This window comes from Salmonella sp. 32100201201700099SM (assembly GCF_017572645.1).
In the GTDB taxonomy this organism is placed as follows: domain Bacteria; phylum Pseudomonadota; class Gammaproteobacteria; order Enterobacterales; family Enterobacteriaceae; genus Salmonella; species Salmonella enterica.
The window spans coordinates 283,064-299,583 of the sequence record NZ_JAGERQ010000007.1; the positions used below are offsets into that span (position 1 = coordinate 283,064).

Below are 16,520 nucleotides of genomic sequence, written 5' to 3' on the forward strand. Positions count from 1 at the left end.
GCTTATTCCCCCACCATCTCTGTATTTGCCGCGCCCGGCGGCACCATCGGATATACTTTTTCTTCCGCATCAATGCGCACATGGATCAACGCCGGTCCAGGACGACGAATGATAGCCTGCAACGCCGCCTGTGGATCGGCTTCGTTATTCAAATCACAGGTATCCAGACCAAACCCGGCGGCAATCTGCATAAAGTTGATGCTTCCCGGATAGGTCGCCGCAAAAACGCCCTGTTTATAGAACAGGCTCTGTTGCTGATGTACCAGTCCCAGCGCGTCGTTATTCATCAGGATAATTTTCACATCCAACTGGTTTTCGCTGGCGGTAGCCATCTCCTGAATATTCATCATCAAACTACCGTCGCCGGAAAAACACAGCACCTTGTTGCCCGGATTCGCCAGCGCCGCGCCAATCGCCGCGGGCAGACCAAACCCCATGGTGCCCAGCCCGCCGGAAGTCAGCCACTGACGCGGACGGTTGAGCGGATAAGCCTGCGCGGTCCACATCTGATGCTGGCCTACGTCAGTGGTAATAATCGCGTTGTCGTCCACACAGGCGGCGACCGCGTTAATCAGCCCATAGTGACTAAGCGGGTTATTTTCCTGGGGAATACTGCAAGGGAATTCTTGCTGCAAGTCCGCCACCAACTGATGCCATGCTTCCCGCGGCTGTGCCTCGATATGGGGAATTAACTGTGCCAGTACATCATCGACATCCGCCTGAATAGCCACATGCGGCTGCTTAATTTTGCCTAACTCGGCGCGATCGATATCCACATGGATGATTTTGGCGTTCGGACAAAACTGCTCCGTTTTGCCAATCGCCCGGTCATCAAAACGCGCGCCCAGGACAATCAGTAAATCGGCCTCTTGCAGAATAAAATTGGTACTGCGCGCGCCGTGCATCCCCAGCATTCCTAACGACAGCGGATGCGCCTTAGGCAGCATTCCCAGCGCCATTAAGGTCATTGTCGTCGGCAGTTGCGCTTTTTCCGCCAGTTCGCGCACGCGTGTCGGCGCATTGATCACGCCGCCGCCCAGATACAGCACCGGACGCTTCGCCGCGTTAATCATTGCGGCGGCCTCGCGGATACTCTCCGCGCTAAACTCCGGCGGGGGTGATTTTTCCGCCGGCGACGGCAACGCATCCAGCTCAATTGTCGCCGTCTGCACATCTTTAGGAACGTCTATCCACACCGGGCCGGGACGCCCCGACTGCGCCAGACGAAAAGCATCGCTCATCACCTGAGGCAACTCATTGATATTTCTGACCAGATAGTTGTGCTTGGTGATGGGGATAGAGATACCGTAGGTATCCACTTCCTGAAACGCGTCAGTACCGATCATGGACGCCGGAACCTGCCCGGTAATGCAGATTAACGGAATGGAATCCAGGCGCGCATCGGCAATAGCCGTGACCAGATTGGTAGCGCCCGGCCCGCTACAGGCCATACAAACAGCAGGTTTACCCTCCGTTCGCGCCATCCCCTGCGCAATAAACCCCGCGCCTTGTTCGTGGCGCGCCAGAATATGACGGATTTGCGTGCTTTGGCTTAACGCGTCGTAAACGGGGAGGATCGAACCGCCGGGAATGCCGGTGACGATACGAATCCCCTGGCGCTCCAGAAAATGAACTATAAATTCCGCGCCCGTAAAGCGCTGAGGTGTAGATGTTGTGCCCGAACTTGCCATGCTCCATTCCTTTTATTCTGAGCCGACGTTCCGGGAAGGTGTCTTAAACAAAAAGCCCCGCCCGGTTTGCGCCGGCGGGGTTTTGGAATCGTGTGTGTTCCGGACCCTACGGCGCATTGCCGACGACCACCACCACACGCACGACGACCACTGCGCGAGATGGCGCAGTTGTTAGTAGGGTCGCGTTCAGCATGGAAGGGTTCATTAGGGGCCTTGTCTGTTTGTTATTAACACGTTTTATACAAGCACAGCGCTTTCAGCATGACAACGGAAAAATTTTCATCTGTGCAAAAATGCGTCAGCGATCACATTTTTCTACGAATTTACACGCTTTGAGTATAGGCGTGATAAGCGTAGCGCCCTCCGGTAATCGCCGGGATTGATGATCACGCGTTTCACAATGCCGGAAAACAAAAAACCTCGCCGAAGCGAGGTTCTTACAGCGTAATGCGGATGGTAGCCGCGAAGCACACTGTGTTATGTCAACAGCAGAAGTATACGCGTTCTGTGCAGAACGCGCAATTTCGGCGCAAATTTTGATGAATTTGAGTATGGATCAGAAGCTCCGTTCTGTCTATAAATTACTGTTCATTTATACAGTACTTAACTATAATGTCTTTGACACAATGTGTTATGCGGGGGCCGCATCGTAAACCGGCGCAACGAAGTCCTGGCTGAAACGGGTGGTGCCGTCAGCGCCTTAACCCCCTCGTGAGCACACTGTGTTATGTCAACACGCACACTATTCCTCACAAAAGGGATCGCGTGCGCAACAGCTGACAACAGGCAGCGGAAAGGTACGTCGGCTGGCAGTGCTCCTTAACCACAGGAGACGCGTATGAGCGTAGTGGATATCACCATTCTTATCCTGAAACTCATTGTTGCAGCACTGCAACTGCTTGATGCTGTTCTGAAATACCTTAAGTAATTCAGATTCAAGCCGCACCGAAGGGGAGCGGGCAACCGCTCCCCTTTCACCTTATCCGCTGGTCTTTCGCTTCCCGGGTATGTTACGTTTTTATGACACCCTCAACGACGCCTGACGCTATGACCCTTTCCGTTTTCTGCATTTTGCTGTTCGCCGCGCTGCTACATGCCAGCTGGAACGCCATTGTCAAAGCGGGAAACGATAAGCTCTACGCCGCGATCGGTGTCAGCGGTTCTGCGGCGGTCATGGCATTGATCCTTTTGCCCTTCTCGCCGCAGCCAGCTCATGACAGTATCCCTTTTTTAGCGGCCTCTACCGCGCTCCAGGTGGTGTATACCGTCCTGGTAGCGAAAACCTATCAGGTCTCGGACATGAGCCAGACCTATCCTCTTATGCGCGGCACCGCGCCGCTGCTGGTGGCGCTCATTAGCGTTCTGTTTCTTGGCGACAGTCTGTCGTCGCTAGCCTGGGTCGGCATCGCAGTGATCTGCATGGCGATACTTGGGATGGCCTGTAATGGCCGCGCCAGCTCTCAACGTGGTGTCGTGCTGGCATTAACTAACGCCTGTTTTATTGCCGGATATACGCTGGTGGACGGGACCGGCGTAAGACTCTCAGAAACGGCGCTGGGCTATACGCTATGGTCATTTTTTCTCAACGGCGCCTGCCTGTTAACCTGGGCGATGATTGCGCGGCGGCGGGAAGCGTCGCGTTATCTGGCGCAACAGTGGAAAAAAGGCATTTTTGGCGGGATTGGCACTATGGGATCTTATGGGCTGGCGCTATGGGCCATGACCCAGGCGCCGCTGGCGGTGGTCGCCGCGCTGCGTGAGACGTCGATTTTATTCGGCGCGCTGATAGCCTGGCTGTTGCTTAAAGAGAAAGTGGCCGGGCTACGTCTGGTGGCGGCGGGCGGGATTGCCCTCGGGGCGATTTTACTCCGTCTGTCATGATTGCCCAATAACAGCTGCAGACGTAACACATTCTCGGCAACATTTGTTGCCGCTTTTGTTTACATATCCTGCCGTTCCTTCGTCTGCCATTGCTGGTTGCTGTCTGGCCTTCTTTTTCTGGTGTGATAGATTCCTCTCGCATTTATGGGAATGCGCAGCAAGTTATTCTTATTTTTTCTTTTTTTGAAAAGTAATCAGCGAAATGAAAAGGCAGAGAAACGTCAATTTGTTGTTGATGTTGGTGTTACTGGTGGCCGTAGGGCAGATGGCGCAAACCATTTATATTCCCGCCATCGCCGATATGGCACAAGCGCTAAACGTCCGGGAAGGCGCCGTCCAGAGCGTAATGGCTGCTTACCTCCTGACCTACGGCGTCTCGCAACTATTTTACGGCCCGCTTTCCGACCGGGTTGGGCGCCGCCCCGTAATCCTCGTCGGCATGTCTATTTTTATGGTAGCGACCCTGTTCGCCATGACCACGCATAGTTTGACGGTGTTGATTGCCGCCAGCGCCATGCAAGGGATGGGAACCGGCGTTGGCGGAGTAATGGCGAGAGCGCTCCCGCGCGATCTGTATGAAGGAACGCAACTTCGTCACGCCAATAGCCTGTTAAATATGGGGATTCTGGTCAGCCCGCTGTTAGCGCCACTGATTGGCGGTCTGCTGGACACCCTGTGGAACTGGCGCGCGTGTTACGCTTTCCTGCTGGTGCTTTGCGCTGGCGTCACCTTCAGCATGGCGCGCTGGATGCCGGAAACCCGCCCCGCCGGCGCGCCGCGTACGCGGCTGATCGCCAGCTATAAGACGCTGTTTGGCAACGGCGCATTTAACTGTTACCTGCTGATGCTAATCGGCGGGCTGGCTGGCATTGCGGTCTTTGAAGCCTGTTCCGGCGTGCTGATGGGAGCAGTATTAGGTCTCAGCAGTATGGTGGTAAGCATTCTGTTTATTCTGCCGATTCCGGCGGCGTTCTTCGGCGCCTGGTTTGCCGGACGCCCGAATAAACGCTTCTCAGCCCTGATGTGGCAGTCAGTTATTTGCTGTCTGCTGGCAGGCCTTATGATGTGGATTCCCGGCTGGTTTGGCGTGATGAACGTCTGGACACTACTCATCCCCGCTGCGCTGTTTTTCTTCGGCGCCGGGATGTTATTTCCACTGGCCACCAGCGGCGCGCTGGTCGGCGGGCTGCAAAATATTGGTTCCGGCGTACTGGCGTGGCTTTCGGCAATGCTGCCGCAAACCGGTCAAGGCAGTCTGGGATTGCTGATGACCCTTATGGGATTGCTGATCCTGGCGTGCTGGCTGCCGCTGGCGTCACGGATATCGCATCAGGGACAGACGGTTTAACATTCCCCTCGCCCGGCTTTTTGCCGGGCGTTTCACATTCCGGCGCGATCATCGCATTGAGCAGGGACTCCTGCGCCGGACGCCACGCTCCTTCTTCGCCGTCATAAAACTGAGTGTCCGCGTTTATCGCATACGGAATATGCGCTTTTTTCAGCTCGCAGGCCATAAAACGGGCAAACGCGAACTGTGAAGCGACCGGCGTCATTTTTATCGACTCTCCCGGCGCCCATCCGCCCACCCAGCTTGCATGACCGGTCTTATGCTGCCAGCGAACCGCAGCGTTAATCCGTGCCCGAATCGCCGCTTTTTCCGCCGCCGTGCCTGATGTCCACGGATATTTACCGCCGCTTTTCAGGGGGCCCCACGGGAAGATGTGCCACTCCGCCAGTACATAGTTCTGGCTTTGCGCCGGCAGTTTAAGCGCCGACAAATCCTCCGGCGCGGCGCGCATGCGGGGGGCAACGAAAATCATCCGCTGTGGATCAATGGCGTGAATCAGGCGGATGGTTTTGTCATATACGCGATTCAGCGACGCCATATTATGATTAAGTTTGTCGGCAGGCTCATAAATGAGATCGAACCCCAGAAGCGGGGATGTCTGGCCAAAATAGCGCGCGACCACGCTCCACCAGTTGATCAGCTCCTTTTCATGGCTGGCGCTGGGATCGGTTTTATACGCATCCGCCTGATAGGCAATAATGGGTATGACGCCATAGTATTCGCAGGCCTCTACCAGCTTACGCAAATGGATGAGGCGCGCTTCCGTCGGCGCGCCTGCCACACGAATACGGACATGCGTTAACCCTTTTGCCTTAAAATCCCGCACGACCAGCGGATCAAACTCGCGGATACCCCGTTCCGTTCGCGCCCAGTCAACATCCATCCCAACGCCAAGCTGCTGCGCATAGCGCGCCGCCGTCAAAGGCATCGGTTTCGCATAGACGACCGCGCTGGTCAGCATGAGAGAGGCAATAAGCGGTTTAAACACGACGCCCCCTAAAATTTTTACCACGGTGATAGCACGTATTTAGCATATTCACTCCCGGCAGGTGTAGCGACAAAGCGTAATAAATCTTCACACCTGTTCCTGCAACCAGCGAATAAATGCCTCGATTTTCGGCCACTGCCTGCCAGGCAGAGTGGTGACATAATAATGCTGATGACATTTCAGCCTCATGTCACCAAAAGGCGCAATCAGTTCACCGCTGTCGAGACGCTTTTGCACCAGCCGTTTACGCCCCATCGCCACGCCAATGTGGTTCATCGCGGCAATCACCGCTAAATCAGAACGATCGAAGCCAATGCCGGATGAATCCGGCAAATTTACTGCAAAATGCTGCGCCCAACTGTGCCACTCATCGGTGCCCGAATCGTTACTCCACGCTTGTCTGTCGTGTAAGAGCGTACAGTGCCGCAGGTTATTCAGGTTGTCCGGCAAGGCGAAACGATGGGCGTAATCCGGGCTGCAAACGGGCAAAATCGCCTCATCCATTAAAAAATGGTGCGTGAGCTGCGCCGACGGCGCATCGTCAAAATAGATAGCCAGGTCAATGCCGGCACGCTGTAGGTTAACGTTATCGTTGCCGGTCAGCATAGTGAGAGAAATTGACGGATAGCGACGGGTAAAGTCCCCCAGCGCGGGTACCAGCCAGCACTGGGCGATAGAGGGACGGGAATACACGGTCAGCGTGCCGGACAGTTCCTGATTTTTGATATCGAGGATTTCCTGATTCAACGTATCCAGCGACGATTTCAGCGCCCAGAATACCCGTTTGCCTTCATGGGTAAGCTCCACTTTACGGTGAGAGCGGACAAATAGCTGGATTCCCAACTCGGCTTCCAGTTGATTGATACGATGGCTTACCGCACTGGGGCCTAACGACAGCTCATCTGCCGCCAGAGCAAAGGACTGGTGTCTGGCCGCGACTTCAAAAGTATAGAGTTTGGATAACTGCCAGCCGTTGAGTAAGCGGTTTCGGGTATCGCGAAGGGGTTCCATGGCAACCTCAGTCATCTTTTAATTTCCCGAAGTGTAAAAAAACACGCTGAAAAAATCCGCACATAGATGAGGTAAAATGAACCATATCGCAAAATAAAGGCAATATTAGATGAAAATCACATAGTTGATTCAATTTATATCATGTGAACGGCAAATTATATCGTTTGTCAGGGTGTGCTGTTTTTCTGTCCAATAAGAGCAGATTAATCACAGGGTAGGTGAGATATGCACGCTCAAATCTGGGTAGTGAGCACGCTGCTGATCAGCATCGTGTTAATCGTATTGACCATCGTGAAGTTTAAATTCCACCCCTTCCTGGCGTTACTGCTCGCCAGCTTCTTTGTCGGCGCGATGATGGGCATGGGGCCGCTGGAGATGGTCACGGCGATAGAAAACGGAATAGGCGGTACGCTCGGTTTTCTGGCCGCCGTTATCGGTCTTGGCACCATCCTCGGCAAAATGATGGAGGTTTCCGGCGCGGCGGAACGCATCGGGCTTACGCTCCAGCGCTGCCGCTGGCTCTCTGCTGACGTGATCATGGTACTGGTGGGGCTGATTTGCGGAATCACGTTGTTCGTGGAAGTGGGCGTCGTGTTGCTCATCCCACTGGCGTTTTCTATCGCTAAAAAGACCCATACCTCGCTGCTGAAGCTGGCCATTCCGCTGTGTACCGCGCTGATGGCCGTCCATTGCGTGGTACCGCCGCATCCGGCTGCGCTGTTTGTCGCAAATAAACTGGGGGCGGATATCGGCTCGGTGATTGTCTACGGTCTACTGGTCGGACTGATGGCCTCATTGGTCGGCGGCCCGCTGTTCTTAAAGTTTCTGGGTAATCGTCTGCCGTTCAAGCCCGTACCGACAGAGTTTGCGGATCTTGAAGTGCGCGCCGAAAACACCCTGCCATCGCTGGGCGCAACGCTGTTTACCGTTCTGCTGCCGATTGGCATGATGCTGGTGAAAACCGTCGCTGAACTGAATATGGCGAAAGACGGCACGTTGTATACGCTGCTGGAGTTTATCGGTAATCCGATCACCGCGATGTTTATCGCTGTCTTTGTGGCGTATTACATACTCGGTCTGCGCCAGCATATGGGTATGAGCGCGCTACTTACCCACACCGAAAACGGCTTTGGCGCCATTGCGAACATCCTGCTGATTATCGGCGCGGGCGGCGCGTTCAACGCCATTCTCAAAAGTAGCGGACTGGCGGACACGCTGGCGGTGATCCTCTCAAATATGCATATGCACCCGATTCTGCTGGCGTGGCTGGTAGCGCTGATTCTGCACGCGGCGGTCGGCTCTGCGACGGTAGCCATGATGGGCGCCACGGCGATTGTTGCGCCCATGCTGCCGCTCTATCCTGACGTTAGCCCGGAGATCATCGCTATTGCCATCGGTTCCGGCGCCATTGGCTGCACGATCGTGACCGATTCCCTGTTCTGGCTGGTCAAGCAGTATTGCGGCGCTACGCTGAATGAAACGTTTAAATACTATACGACGGCCACGTTTATCGCATCTGTCGTTGCACTGGCTGGCACATTCCTGCTTTCCTTTATCATCTGATCGTAAAGAGACGTACTATGGAAAACATACAAAAGCTCATCGCCCGGTATCCTTTGGTCGAGGATCTGGTCGCCCTCAAAGAAACCACCTGGTTTAACCCGGGCACCACCTCTCTTGCACAAGGTCTACCGTATGTCGGCCTGACGGAGCAGGACGTAAACGCCGCCCATGACCGTCTGGCGCGCTTTGCGCCGTATCTGGCAAAAGCGTTTCCGCAAACCGCTGCCGCCGGCGGCATGATCGAATCTGACGTGGTCGCTATTCCGGCCATGCAAAAACGGCTGGAAAAAGAGTATGGGCAAACGATCGACGGTGAAATGCTGTTAAAAAAAGACAGTCACCTGGCAATATCTGGTTCCATTAAAGCGCGCGGCGGCATCTATGAGGTGCTAACGCACGCGGAAAAACTGGCGCTGGAGGCGGGTCTGTTAACCACCGACGATGACTATAGCGTGTTGCTTTCGCCGGAATTTAAACAATTCTTCAGCCAGCACAGTATCGCCGTCGGTTCAACCGGCAATCTGGGGCTATCGATCGGTATCATGAGCGCCTGCATCGGTTTTAAAGTGACGGTACATATGTCTGCCGACGCCCGCGCCTGGAAAAAGGCGAAGCTGCGTAGCCACGGCGTGACGGTCGTGGAATACGAGGATGATTACGGTGTGGCGGTTGAGCAGGGCCGTAAAGCAGCGCAATCCGATCCAAACTGTTTCTTTATCGACGACGAAAACTCCCGCACGCTATTTCTGGGCTATGCGGTAGCGGGCCAGCGCCTGAAAGCGCAATTCGCGCAACAGGGACGCGTCGTTGACGCCAGTCACCCACTGTTTGTTTATCTGCCGTGCGGCGTTGGCGGCGGCCCTGGCGGCGTCGCCTTTGGCCTGAAACTGGCGTTTGGCGACAACGTCCACTGTTTCTTTGCCGAACCGACCCATTCACCCTGTATGTTACTCGGCGTTTATACCGGTCTGCACGATGCCATCTCAGTACAGGATATCGGTATTGATAACCTGACGGCGGCTGACGGCCTGGCGGTAGGTCGCGCTTCGGGCTTTGTTGGGCGGGCAATGGAGCGTCTGCTTGACGGCCTCTATACCTTAGACGATCAAACAATGTATGACATGCTGGGCTGGCTGGCGCAGGAGGAAGGAATTCGACTGGAGCCATCAGCTCTGGCGGGGATGGCCGGGCCACAGCGCATTTGCGCTGCCACCGAGTATCAGCAAAGGCATGGATTCAGTCAGACGCAACTCGGCAACGCGACGCATCTGGTATGGGCAACCGGGGGCGGCATGGTGCCGGAGGATGAAATGGAACAATACCTGGCAAAAGGACGCTAATACTCGCTCAGTGCCGGAAAGACGGCTGCGCCATCCGGCATGCCATCGCCTGATGGCGCTACGCTTATCAGGCCTGTGACGCTAACGCAGCATCGCCATCAACTCCTCCGGCGAGCGATGCTGCTTCAGTAAATCCCGCATCACCCGCATATGCGGCGAGGAGTAGTTAAAAAAGGTCTGGTAGCCCTCGCAAAGCCGGTTTTTCCCCTGGCTATCCCGATGCTCAGGACATCCGCCGCCGCAAAAGCGCAAGAAAGAGCACTTCTGACATTCAGCGCTTAACTGCGCCATGTCCGGCGCTTCAACGCTATTCCTGCCGCCGCACCACTGCTGTAGCGTCTCATCAAAAAGGCGGACCGAGATACGCTGAATATCTTCACGTACCCAGATATCAAATACGCTATTTAAAAACCGCCCCCAGTCTGCTGAACACAATGAATCCTCGGTCAACATTCCGTTCCGGTCATGTTCCAACAATGGGATAAAATGGACATTGCGAATGCCGAGCCGTTGTAAGTTACGGTACAGTTGCTGAGGGCGCTGGCTATTCTGGCGATTTACGACGACCTGAATCTGGTCATCACTCACGACAATGTCCTGACGTCCTGTCATATAAAATTCCCGATAAATGCAATAAGTTGGCGAATATGGGTAACAGCAAACAGGATTGCGAGCGACAACACCGCGAGGGAGATCAAAAATTTGTCACGCACGACATGAGTTTCGGAAAAATCGCTATGCGCGACATCCATCAAATTACGACTCAGGGTATAACGCCAAAGAATCACCGCCACTATCGCCAGAACGTTGATTGACACCCAGAACAGGAATCCCGCCTGATGCCAGTGGTGCCTGACGGCTAACGCCATTAACGCCCCGTATCCCAGCAGCGTGCGAAACCAGGCCAGCGACGTACGTTCCGGTTGCAGCCCCGGATCGTTCTGCCGACGGGCTTTACGACTATCCGGCATACAGTACCAGCCCCATCACTATCACCGCGACAATCATCAAAATAATGCTGATGATCAACAGGCTATGGGTATAGGGCAAATCCTCTTTCAGACGCATCGCTTTTTCATTACGTAACCAGCGTAGATAGCCATAAATCGCCAGGCCGCCCGCAAACAGACACAACAGTAGCGCCAGCAGTTCACGGATCACCGGCGTGGCAAAATCCGGAGCGAGCTGGTCAAGACCGACGCCTGCCGCCAGAAATCCCAGCGAGGTGCGGATCCACGCCAGAAAGGTACGCTCATTTGCCAGTGAGAAGCGATAATCCGGCGCTTCTCCGAGGCGGGAAATCTTCATGACGACTCCTTTTACGTTATTATGTATTCCCGTTCGTTTTCAGAATACCACTCACATTGTTGCTGATATGCTTCACATTATCCCGCAGCAAGGGAATCTTATTGCAAAATAACTGTAGTTCACTGGTGATGCGTTTTGGCGCAACCACGCTCATTGCCGCTATTTTTCATTTCAGTTGCGACCTTTTTCAACGCCACCGCCAGGAAAGGCATTATTGCCGAATTAAAAGCTGAAAAACCACCCGTCGCGACGAAAAAAAAGCGATGAAGATTGATAACCAACTGAAATAAAATGGAATTATGCTCATTGCCATTACGCTGATTAGCACGTTCATTGAGGAAGGAGATAAGAAGAAGAGCAGAAGTGTGACCGGTGCGGCGCGCGTTATCCAGCCTGGATTTAACACAGTGCGTAGGCTGGATAAGCAACGCGCCATCAGGCGCTAACCCATTCCCCAAAAAATCACCGCCAGCAGTTGTGGCGTGATAATACGCAGGAACATCACTAACGGATAGACGGTCGCGTAAGAGAGCGCCGCCGCGCCGCTGGTGGCATGAAGATTGTTGGCAAATGCCAGCGCTGGCGGATCGGTCATCGAACCGGCCAGCATCCCGCACAGCGTCAGATAGTTCATTTTGGCAAAAATCCGCGCCAGCAAACCGACGGTAATCAGCGGAATAGCGGTGATGAAAATACCGTAGCCAATCCAGCTTAATCCTTCGCCCTGCGTCAGCGTATCGACAAAATCGCCGCCGGATTTCAGCCCAACGACCGCCAGAAACAAAACGATGCCTAACTCACGCAGCGCGAGGTTGGCGCTCGGCGGCATAAACCAGTACAGCTTACCGATGCTGCCGATACGCCCCAAAATTAGCGCCATGATCAGCGGCCCGCCGGCCAGCCCCAGTTTTAACGCGACCGGGAATCCCGGCACAAACAACGGGATTGACCCAAGCAGAACCCCTAATCCGATGCCGATAAACACCGGCAGCATCTGCACCTGCTGGAGTTTTTGCTGCGCGTTGCCGACCACATTGGCTACCGCATCAATCGAGGCTGGACGCCCCACCAGATTGAGAATGTCGCCAAACTGCAGGCTGGCGTCGCTACTGGCGACCAGCTCAACACCCGCGCGGTTAAGACGGGAGATAACCACGTCATAACGCTCTTTAAAGTGCAAATCACGGATACGTTTGCCGAGCACTTTTTCGTTGGTGACGACCACACGCTCGACGCGTAAATCCGTGCCGCGCGTCGACAACGAGGTGTCCACTTCCTTGCCGATCACCAGTTGCGCGTTATGCAGGTCGGTAGATTGGCCGACGAGGTGCAGCAGGTCGCCTGCCTGGATAATCGTCCCCGGCGACGGCACCATCAGCGTGTCGTCGCGTTTCAGGCGTGAGCAAATGATTTTATCGCTGTTCAGGATCGGCACATCCTGGATAGCCATATTATTGAGGTTCGGATTCTCGACACGGATATTCATTGTCTGAATTAATGAATGGCCGTTAGCGAGAGAGGATTCGTGCTTCTGCGCCTCCGCCTCGACGTTAACGCGAAAAATCAGCCGCATCAGCCACATGGTGAGCAAAATACCGCAGATGCCAAACGGATACGCCATCGCATAGCTCATCCCCATCTGATCTACCAGATCCACTGGCGTTCCCAGATCGCGCAGGATTTGCTGACCCGCCCCTAACGCAGGCGTATTGGTGACTGCGCCGGAGAAAATCCCCAGCACCACTGGCAGCGGAATAGCGAAAATTTTATGCAGAATCGCGGTGACTAACCCGCCCATAATCACAATCAGAACAGCAAACAGATTGAGACGCAGCCCGGAAACGCGCAGCGAGGCGAAAAACCCCGGCCCCACCTGTATGCCGATGGTATAAACAAAAAGGATCAGGCCGAATTCCTGGATAAAGTGCAGCATATCGCCGCTCAGCGTCACCCCAGCCTGATCGACGAAGTGGCCGACGATAATACCGCCGAACAGAACGCCGCCAATACCAAAGCCGACACCGCGCACTTTAATGTTGCCGATCCATAAACCGACAACCGCCACCAACGCCAGAACGCTGACCGTCAATGCGATATCACTCATCTTTTCTTCCCTGTGAGTAACATTTCAATTTATAGGGATTATGACTGAACCGTTAAGGCATATATACAGCATGGCGCACATTCTCATGTTACAAAACCGCCCAGACGTCCTGACTTCGGCAGCGTCTTACCCTTTTTCGTGGCATAAAAAAGCCCCGCCATCTCTGGCGGGGCAAGGCAAGGAGCTCATTAGCTATTTAATGCGGAGCGTTCGTTAATCGCGATACGCTGCGGCGCAATGGTTTCCGGCTCGTTGCGGGTTAAATCAATATGCAGCAGGCCGTTGGTAAACGTCGCGCCGGAAACTTCCATATTCTCAGCCAGCGTAAAGCTCAGGCTAAAAGGCTGCATGACCAGGCCCTGATGTAACCATTTGGGCTCGTTTTCCGGCTGTTCCGGCGTGCCTTTCACCGTCAGGCGCGTGCCTTCCAGTTGAATATCCAGATCTTCCTGACGGAAACCGGCTAACGCTAAGGTAATGCGATAATGGTTATCGTCGCTTTTTTCGATGTTATAGGGCGGGAAGCTCTGGCTTTCGCCGCTGTTTTGCAGCGCATTGGCCAGCTTGTCAAAACCGATCCATTGACGCAGCAGTGGGGATAAATCGTAGTTACGCATAATCATTTCTCCTTCTAAGAAGCGAGTTTTTACCTTCACACTTTACGTGCGAATATGCTCCCTGACGGCGAGCATGGGATGACAGGCCGCGCAACGCGACCCGACGGAATCAGTTAATTTCGATACGGCGCGGTTTGTTCGCTTCCGGAATCACGCGCTCCAGTTCGATATACAGCAGCCCGTTGACCAGGTTTGCGCCGCGAACGTGAATGTTCTCCGCTAACTGGAACTTACGTTCAAAGTTACGCTCGGCAATGCCCTGATACAGGTAAGTACGTTCTTTCTGCTCGTCCGCATGAGCGCCTTTTACCACCAGTAAATTATCCTGGGCAGTAATCTCCAGTTCGCTTTCCGCGAAACCGGCAACGGCAATGGCGATGCGGTAGTGGTTTTCGTCTACCAGCTCAACGTTGTACGGAGGGTAGCCGCCATTACTTTGGCTTTGGTTATTTTCAAGCAGGTTAAACAGACGGTCAAAACCAATGGCAGAACGGTACAGCGGGGATAAATCAAAGTTACGCATAATCATAAACTCCTGAAATCAGCGAGAATGTCAGACCTTCCATCATGGACAGGCCAGGATTACCAGAACACCCATCAGGCGTGCCCTTCTATTCACTACGTCTTATAAATGGGTCTGAATACGTACTTTTCAAGTATTTTAATCCGACTTTTTTTTGCAGTTTATTGGCTATTGCATAGACTGGTTGGGACAGCACTGATTGTTAAAGTGCGATTACCGCCACAGTGCCACGTACTGGTGATGTTATTTTTAGCAACGGATCGCTATAACTCATCATGCAAATAACGACAACCAACAGATGAATGAGTGATGATAAAAAACGTGTGGTTAACGCTGATAATATGGAATGGGATGCTTTTATTAAGCGGTTGTTCAAGCGTCATGTCGCACACCGGCGGTAAAGAAGGCACTTATCCTGGCACGCGCGCCAGCGCTACGATGATCGGTAACGATGAGACAAACTGGGGCACAAAATCGTTGGCCATCCTGGATATGCCGTTTACCGCCGTGATGGATACGATCCTTCTGCCGTGGGACATCTTCCGCAAAGACAGTTCGGTAAGATCGCGCGTCGAGAAAAGCGGGGAGGAGACGAAAATGACCAATGCCGTCATCCCCCCGGCGAAGATGCCTCCTCCCTGATTTATCGCCCGGTTTCCGTCACCCATAGCTGACGGAACCCTTTCACCTCTTCCATCCATGCGACGTGTCGCCCATCCGGTGAAAAAACGACGGCGTCCGCAGACGGCGGGTTGTCGTGCCTGGCGGTTAAGAAGTCGATCCTCCCACTTTGTGCGTCGCAGCAGGCAATCCGGTTTTCCAGCACCAGTCCCAGCCATTTACCCGACGGATGCCAGTTAAACGCTGACTGTACGCCGGTCGCATGATGCGTTAACTGCCGGGGCTCGCCTCCCTGAGGCGATATCAGCCACAGTTGCGCTACGCCGTTATCGTCCCGCATCAAAAAGGCGATCGCCGTCGCCTGCGGATTACTGCGGACCCAGTGGCGTGGTTCGTTAGTGAGTCCAGGATAAACACGCTGGTGAGTGAAGGTAAGACGCCGCTGAACTACGCCCAACGGCGGCGATGGCATCGTTGATTCGGTTCCCGTCAGCGGCGTGTCGCCTGCCTGTTTCCAGCCGTTTTCATGACACGGTAAATCGACAATAAACAACTCCGGGACTTTTTTGCCCGTCAGCGACAGCGTATCGCCAATAAAGGCAATCTGGCGGTTGCCCACCCAGCCCTCTTCATAGGCGCGGTTAATGTCATCGCTGCCAGGTCTCGGCGCAGGCGTCGTGCGGCTAACCAGTACGCACCAGTGGCTACCGCTGTATTCGCGCGGATGCTGAACCGGCACCGTTACCGGCCCATACGGCGCGGCCACGCCGACATTACGCAGATCCAGCGCCGGATCGCGCTCATGCAGAACGTGGTCATTATAGGTAAAACTCACCAGCTCGCCGTTCGGGCTAAACACATGGACGTGACTGCCGCCGCGCAGCGCGCCGGGAGTATACGGCGCAGTAATATCCATCGCATCGAGGTTAGTCACACCCTCCGACGTTGCAATAACGCCCCGGCGGTGGTGAAAATCGTAATGCCACGTCTCATCAGGGTTTTCAGGGCCATGAATAAACACATAGTGATTGTCGGCAGGATGCACCGTCACCACACCGACATGCGCGCCCTGCACAGCGCGATAAATCACCTCCACGTCGCCGGTATGCACATTGACACGCTCAATGGTCTTGCCCGTAAATGACGCGCCTGAAGGCCGTACATCAAAGACCAGCCACTGGCTGTCAGGTGTCCAGGTATTGGTGTTGGTAAGCTGGTGATGGCGCGGCGTAAAGGTGATTTGTTTCATGGGATGTCCTGATAAGAGACGATGCTCGTCATCATACTGCACACGGGCTTCACTTTCAGGCTTTAGCGTATCGTTGGGATAGCCAGGCCCGGTGGCGCCACGCCACCGGGCCGTCAGGGTCTTATTTCTCCTGCGCCAGCCGGATACTGCGCTCTATCACCGCCCGCCGGGCGTCACCCGCCGGCAGCAGCTTCAGCATCATCTCCCAGGCCGCCACCGCCTCGCCAAAGCGCTGCTGCTCAAAGGCGCTGAACGCATACAGGCTTAACACCCGGA

General features: G+C 54.4%; 18 protein-coding genes, 2 pseudogenes and 1 other annotated feature. Of the genes and pseudogenes, 7 read left to right on the forward strand and 13 right to left on the reverse strand.

Annotated features, from left to right (window positions below):
- Positions 1–2: 2 nt before the first annotated feature.
- Positions 3–1,691: an acetolactate synthase large subunit gene (gene ilvB / locus J4685_RS13900; protein ID WP_000168439.1), complete on the reverse strand. Its 1,689-nt coding sequence runs from the start codon at positions 1,689–1,691 to the stop codon at positions 3–5.
- Between the two features lie 106 nt (positions 1,692–1,797).
- Complete coding sequence (gene ivbL / locus J4685_RS13905) at positions 1,798–1,896, reverse strand: ilvB operon leader peptide IvbL (RefSeq protein ID WP_001541152.1); 99 nt, start codon at positions 1,894–1,896, stop codon at positions 1,798–1,800.
- A 522-nt stretch (positions 1,897–2,418) separates the two neighbouring features.
- Between ivbL and J4685_RS13910 the strand changes: the two are divergent.
- From J4685_RS13910 to emrD, 4 genes and pseudogenes are all read left to right on the forward strand, one after another.
- Positions 2,419–2,533, forward strand: a pseudogene (locus tag J4685_RS13910) (hypothetical protein).
- On the forward strand, positions 2,530–2,619 hold the full coding sequence (tisB, locus tag J4685_RS13915; protein WP_000117642.1) for a type I toxin-antitoxin system toxin TisB: 90 nt from the start codon (positions 2,530–2,532) through the stop codon (positions 2,617–2,619). The pseudogene J4685_RS13910 and the gene tisB overlap by 4 nt, the downstream one beginning before the upstream one ends.
- 92 nt (positions 2,620–2,711) lie before the next feature.
- Positions 2,712–3,572: a DMT family transporter gene (locus J4685_RS13920; RefSeq protein WP_011233204.1), complete on the forward strand. Its 861-nt coding sequence runs from the start codon at positions 2,712–2,714 to the stop codon at positions 3,570–3,572.
- A 202-nt stretch (positions 3,573–3,774) separates the two neighbouring features.
- Positions 3,775–4,920 carry a multidrug efflux MFS transporter EmrD gene (emrD, locus tag J4685_RS13925; RefSeq protein ID WP_000828734.1) on the forward strand — a complete coding sequence of 382 codons (1,146 nt, stop codon included), beginning with the start codon at positions 3,775–3,777 and terminating at the stop codon, positions 4,918–4,920.
- Here emrD and J4685_RS13930 read toward each other — a convergent pair.
- Positions 4,847–5,932, reverse strand: a complete 1,086-nt coding sequence (locus tag J4685_RS13930; RefSeq protein WP_000238927.1) for a cellulase family glycosylhydrolase — start codon at positions 5,930–5,932, stop codon at positions 4,847–4,849. The two genes, emrD and J4685_RS13930, sit on opposite strands and share 74 nt — an antisense overlap.
- Positions 5,933–5,995: 63 nt before the next feature.
- Positions 5,996–6,919, reverse strand: coding sequence for a DNA-binding transcriptional regulator DsdC (dsdC, locus tag J4685_RS13935; protein WP_024142485.1), 924 nt, complete (start codon positions 6,917–6,919; stop codon positions 5,996–5,998).
- A gap of 225 nt (positions 6,920–7,144) precedes the next feature.
- Between dsdC and dsdX the strand changes: the two genes are divergently transcribed.
- Entirely contained in the window at positions 7,145–8,482 is a 1,338-nt protein-coding gene (gene dsdX / locus J4685_RS13940) for a D-serine transporter DsdX (RefSeq protein ID WP_000543320.1), read from the forward strand.
- Positions 8,483–8,499: 17 nt separating this feature from the next.
- Positions 8,500–9,822: a D-serine ammonia-lyase gene (gene dsdA / locus J4685_RS13945; RefSeq protein WP_000427998.1), complete on the forward strand. Its 1,323-nt coding sequence runs from the start codon at positions 8,500–8,502 to the stop codon at positions 9,820–9,822.
- An 81-nt stretch (positions 9,823–9,903) separates the two neighbouring features.
- On the opposite strand, the gene J4685_RS13950 is transcribed toward dsdA, so the two are convergent.
- From J4685_RS13950 to ibpA, 7 genes are all read right to left on the reverse strand, one after another.
- On the reverse strand, positions 9,904–10,434 hold the full coding sequence (locus J4685_RS13950; protein WP_000147836.1) for a radical SAM protein: 531 nt from the start codon (positions 10,432–10,434) through the stop codon (positions 9,904–9,906).
- Complete coding sequence (locus tag J4685_RS13955; protein ID WP_001113451.1) at positions 10,431–10,793, reverse strand: DUF202 domain-containing protein; 363 nt, start codon at positions 10,791–10,793, stop codon at positions 10,431–10,433. Before J4685_RS13955 ends, J4685_RS13950 begins: the two co-directional genes overlap by 4 nt.
- The gene (locus J4685_RS13960; RefSeq protein ID WP_000703963.1) at positions 10,783–11,130 is read right to left on the reverse strand and encodes a YidH family protein; all 348 of its coding nucleotides are present in this window, start codon (positions 11,128–11,130) and stop codon (positions 10,783–10,785) included. Before J4685_RS13960 ends, J4685_RS13955 begins: the two co-directional genes overlap by 11 nt.
- A gap of 119 nt (positions 11,131–11,249) precedes the next feature.
- Complete coding sequence (locus J4685_RS13965) at positions 11,250–11,588, reverse strand: hypothetical protein (protein WP_000526408.1); 339 nt, start codon at positions 11,586–11,588, stop codon at positions 11,250–11,252.
- On the reverse strand, positions 11,573–13,234 hold the full coding sequence (locus J4685_RS13970; protein WP_001279793.1) for a putative transporter: 1,662 nt from the start codon (positions 13,232–13,234) through the stop codon (positions 11,573–11,575). Before J4685_RS13970 ends, J4685_RS13965 begins: the two co-directional genes overlap by 16 nt.
- 188 nt (positions 13,235–13,422) lie before the next feature.
- Positions 13,423–13,851: a small heat shock chaperone IbpB gene (ibpB, locus tag J4685_RS13975; protein WP_001246919.1), complete on the reverse strand. Its 429-nt coding sequence runs from the start codon at positions 13,849–13,851 to the stop codon at positions 13,423–13,425.
- Positions 13,852–13,960: 109 nt separating this feature from the next.
- The gene (gene ibpA / locus J4685_RS13980) at positions 13,961–14,374 is read right to left on the reverse strand and encodes a small heat shock chaperone IbpA (RefSeq protein WP_001532742.1); all 414 of its coding nucleotides are present in this window, start codon (positions 14,372–14,374) and stop codon (positions 13,961–13,963) included.
- Positions 14,368–14,441 (reverse strand) — a sequence feature (ROSE (Repression Of Heat Shock gene Expression) occurs in the 5'-region of heat shock genes and acts as an RNA thermometer to modulate expression.). (Overlaps the previous gene by 7 nt.)
- A gap of 242 nt (positions 14,442–14,683) precedes the next feature.
- On the opposite strand from ibpA, the gene J4685_RS13985 reads away from it, so the two are divergent.
- A complete protein-coding gene (locus J4685_RS13985) occupies positions 14,684–15,016 on the forward strand; it encodes a YceK/YidQ family lipoprotein (protein ID WP_023211810.1) in 333 nt (110 codons plus the stop codon).
- Between the two features lies 1 nt (position 15,017).
- Here J4685_RS13985 and J4685_RS13990 read toward each other — a convergent pair whose 3' ends face one another.
- Both J4685_RS13990 and J4685_RS13995 read right to left on the reverse strand, forming a co-directional pair.
- The gene (locus tag J4685_RS13990) at positions 15,018–16,244 is read right to left on the reverse strand and encodes a DUF3748 domain-containing protein (protein WP_000809950.1); all 1,227 of its coding nucleotides are present in this window, start codon (positions 16,242–16,244) and stop codon (positions 15,018–15,020) included.
- Positions 16,245–16,365: 121 nt separating this feature from the next.
- Positions 16,366–16,520, reverse strand: a pseudogene (locus J4685_RS13995) (cytochrome C biogenesis protein); the annotation flags it as partial.

Bases quoted from the DNA above. Each gene is read 5' to 3' on its own strand.
- ilvB (WP_000168439.1), bottom strand. From the start codon at position 1,691: ATGGCAAGTTCGGGCACAACATCTACACCTCAGCGCTTTACGGGCGCG.
- ivbL (WP_001541152.1), bottom strand. From the start codon at position 1,896: ATGAACCCTTCCATGCTGAACGCGACCCTACTAACAACTGCGCCATCT.
- tisB (WP_000117642.1), top strand. From the start codon at position 2,530: ATGAGCGTAGTGGATATCACCATTCTTATCCTGAAACTCATTGTTGCA.
- J4685_RS13920 (WP_011233204.1), top strand. From the start codon at position 2,712: ATGACACCCTCAACGACGCCTGACGCTATGACCCTTTCCGTTTTCTGC.
- emrD (WP_000828734.1), top strand. From the start codon at position 3,775: ATGAAAAGGCAGAGAAACGTCAATTTGTTGTTGATGTTGGTGTTACTG.
- dsdC (WP_024142485.1), bottom strand. From the start codon at position 6,919: ATGGAACCCCTTCGCGATACCCGAAACCGCTTACTCAACGGCTGGCAG.
- dsdX (WP_000543320.1), top strand. From the start codon at position 7,145: ATGCACGCTCAAATCTGGGTAGTGAGCACGCTGCTGATCAGCATCGTG.
- dsdA (WP_000427998.1), top strand. From the start codon at position 8,500: ATGGAAAACATACAAAAGCTCATCGCCCGGTATCCTTTGGTCGAGGAT.
- J4685_RS13950 (WP_000147836.1), bottom strand. From the start codon at position 10,434: ATGACAGGACGTCAGGACATTGTCGTGAGTGATGACCAGATTCAGGTC.
- J4685_RS13955 (WP_001113451.1), bottom strand. From the start codon at position 10,793: ATGCCGGATAGTCGTAAAGCCCGTCGGCAGAACGATCCGGGGCTGCAA.
- J4685_RS13960 (WP_000703963.1), bottom strand. From the start codon at position 11,130: ATGAAGATTTCCCGCCTCGGAGAAGCGCCGGATTATCGCTTCTCACTG.
- J4685_RS13970 (WP_001279793.1), bottom strand. From the start codon at position 13,234: ATGAGTGATATCGCATTGACGGTCAGCGTTCTGGCGTTGGTGGCGGTT.
- ibpB (WP_001246919.1), bottom strand. From the start codon at position 13,851: ATGCGTAACTACGATTTATCCCCACTGCTGCGTCAATGGATCGGTTTT.
- ibpA (WP_001532742.1), bottom strand. From the start codon at position 14,374: ATGCGTAACTTTGATTTATCCCCGCTGTACCGTTCTGCCATTGGTTTT.
- J4685_RS13985 (WP_023211810.1), top strand. From the start codon at position 14,684: ATGATAAAAAACGTGTGGTTAACGCTGATAATATGGAATGGGATGCTT.
- J4685_RS13990 (WP_000809950.1), bottom strand. From the start codon at position 16,244: ATGAAACAAATCACCTTTACGCCGCGCCATCACCAGCTTACCAACACC.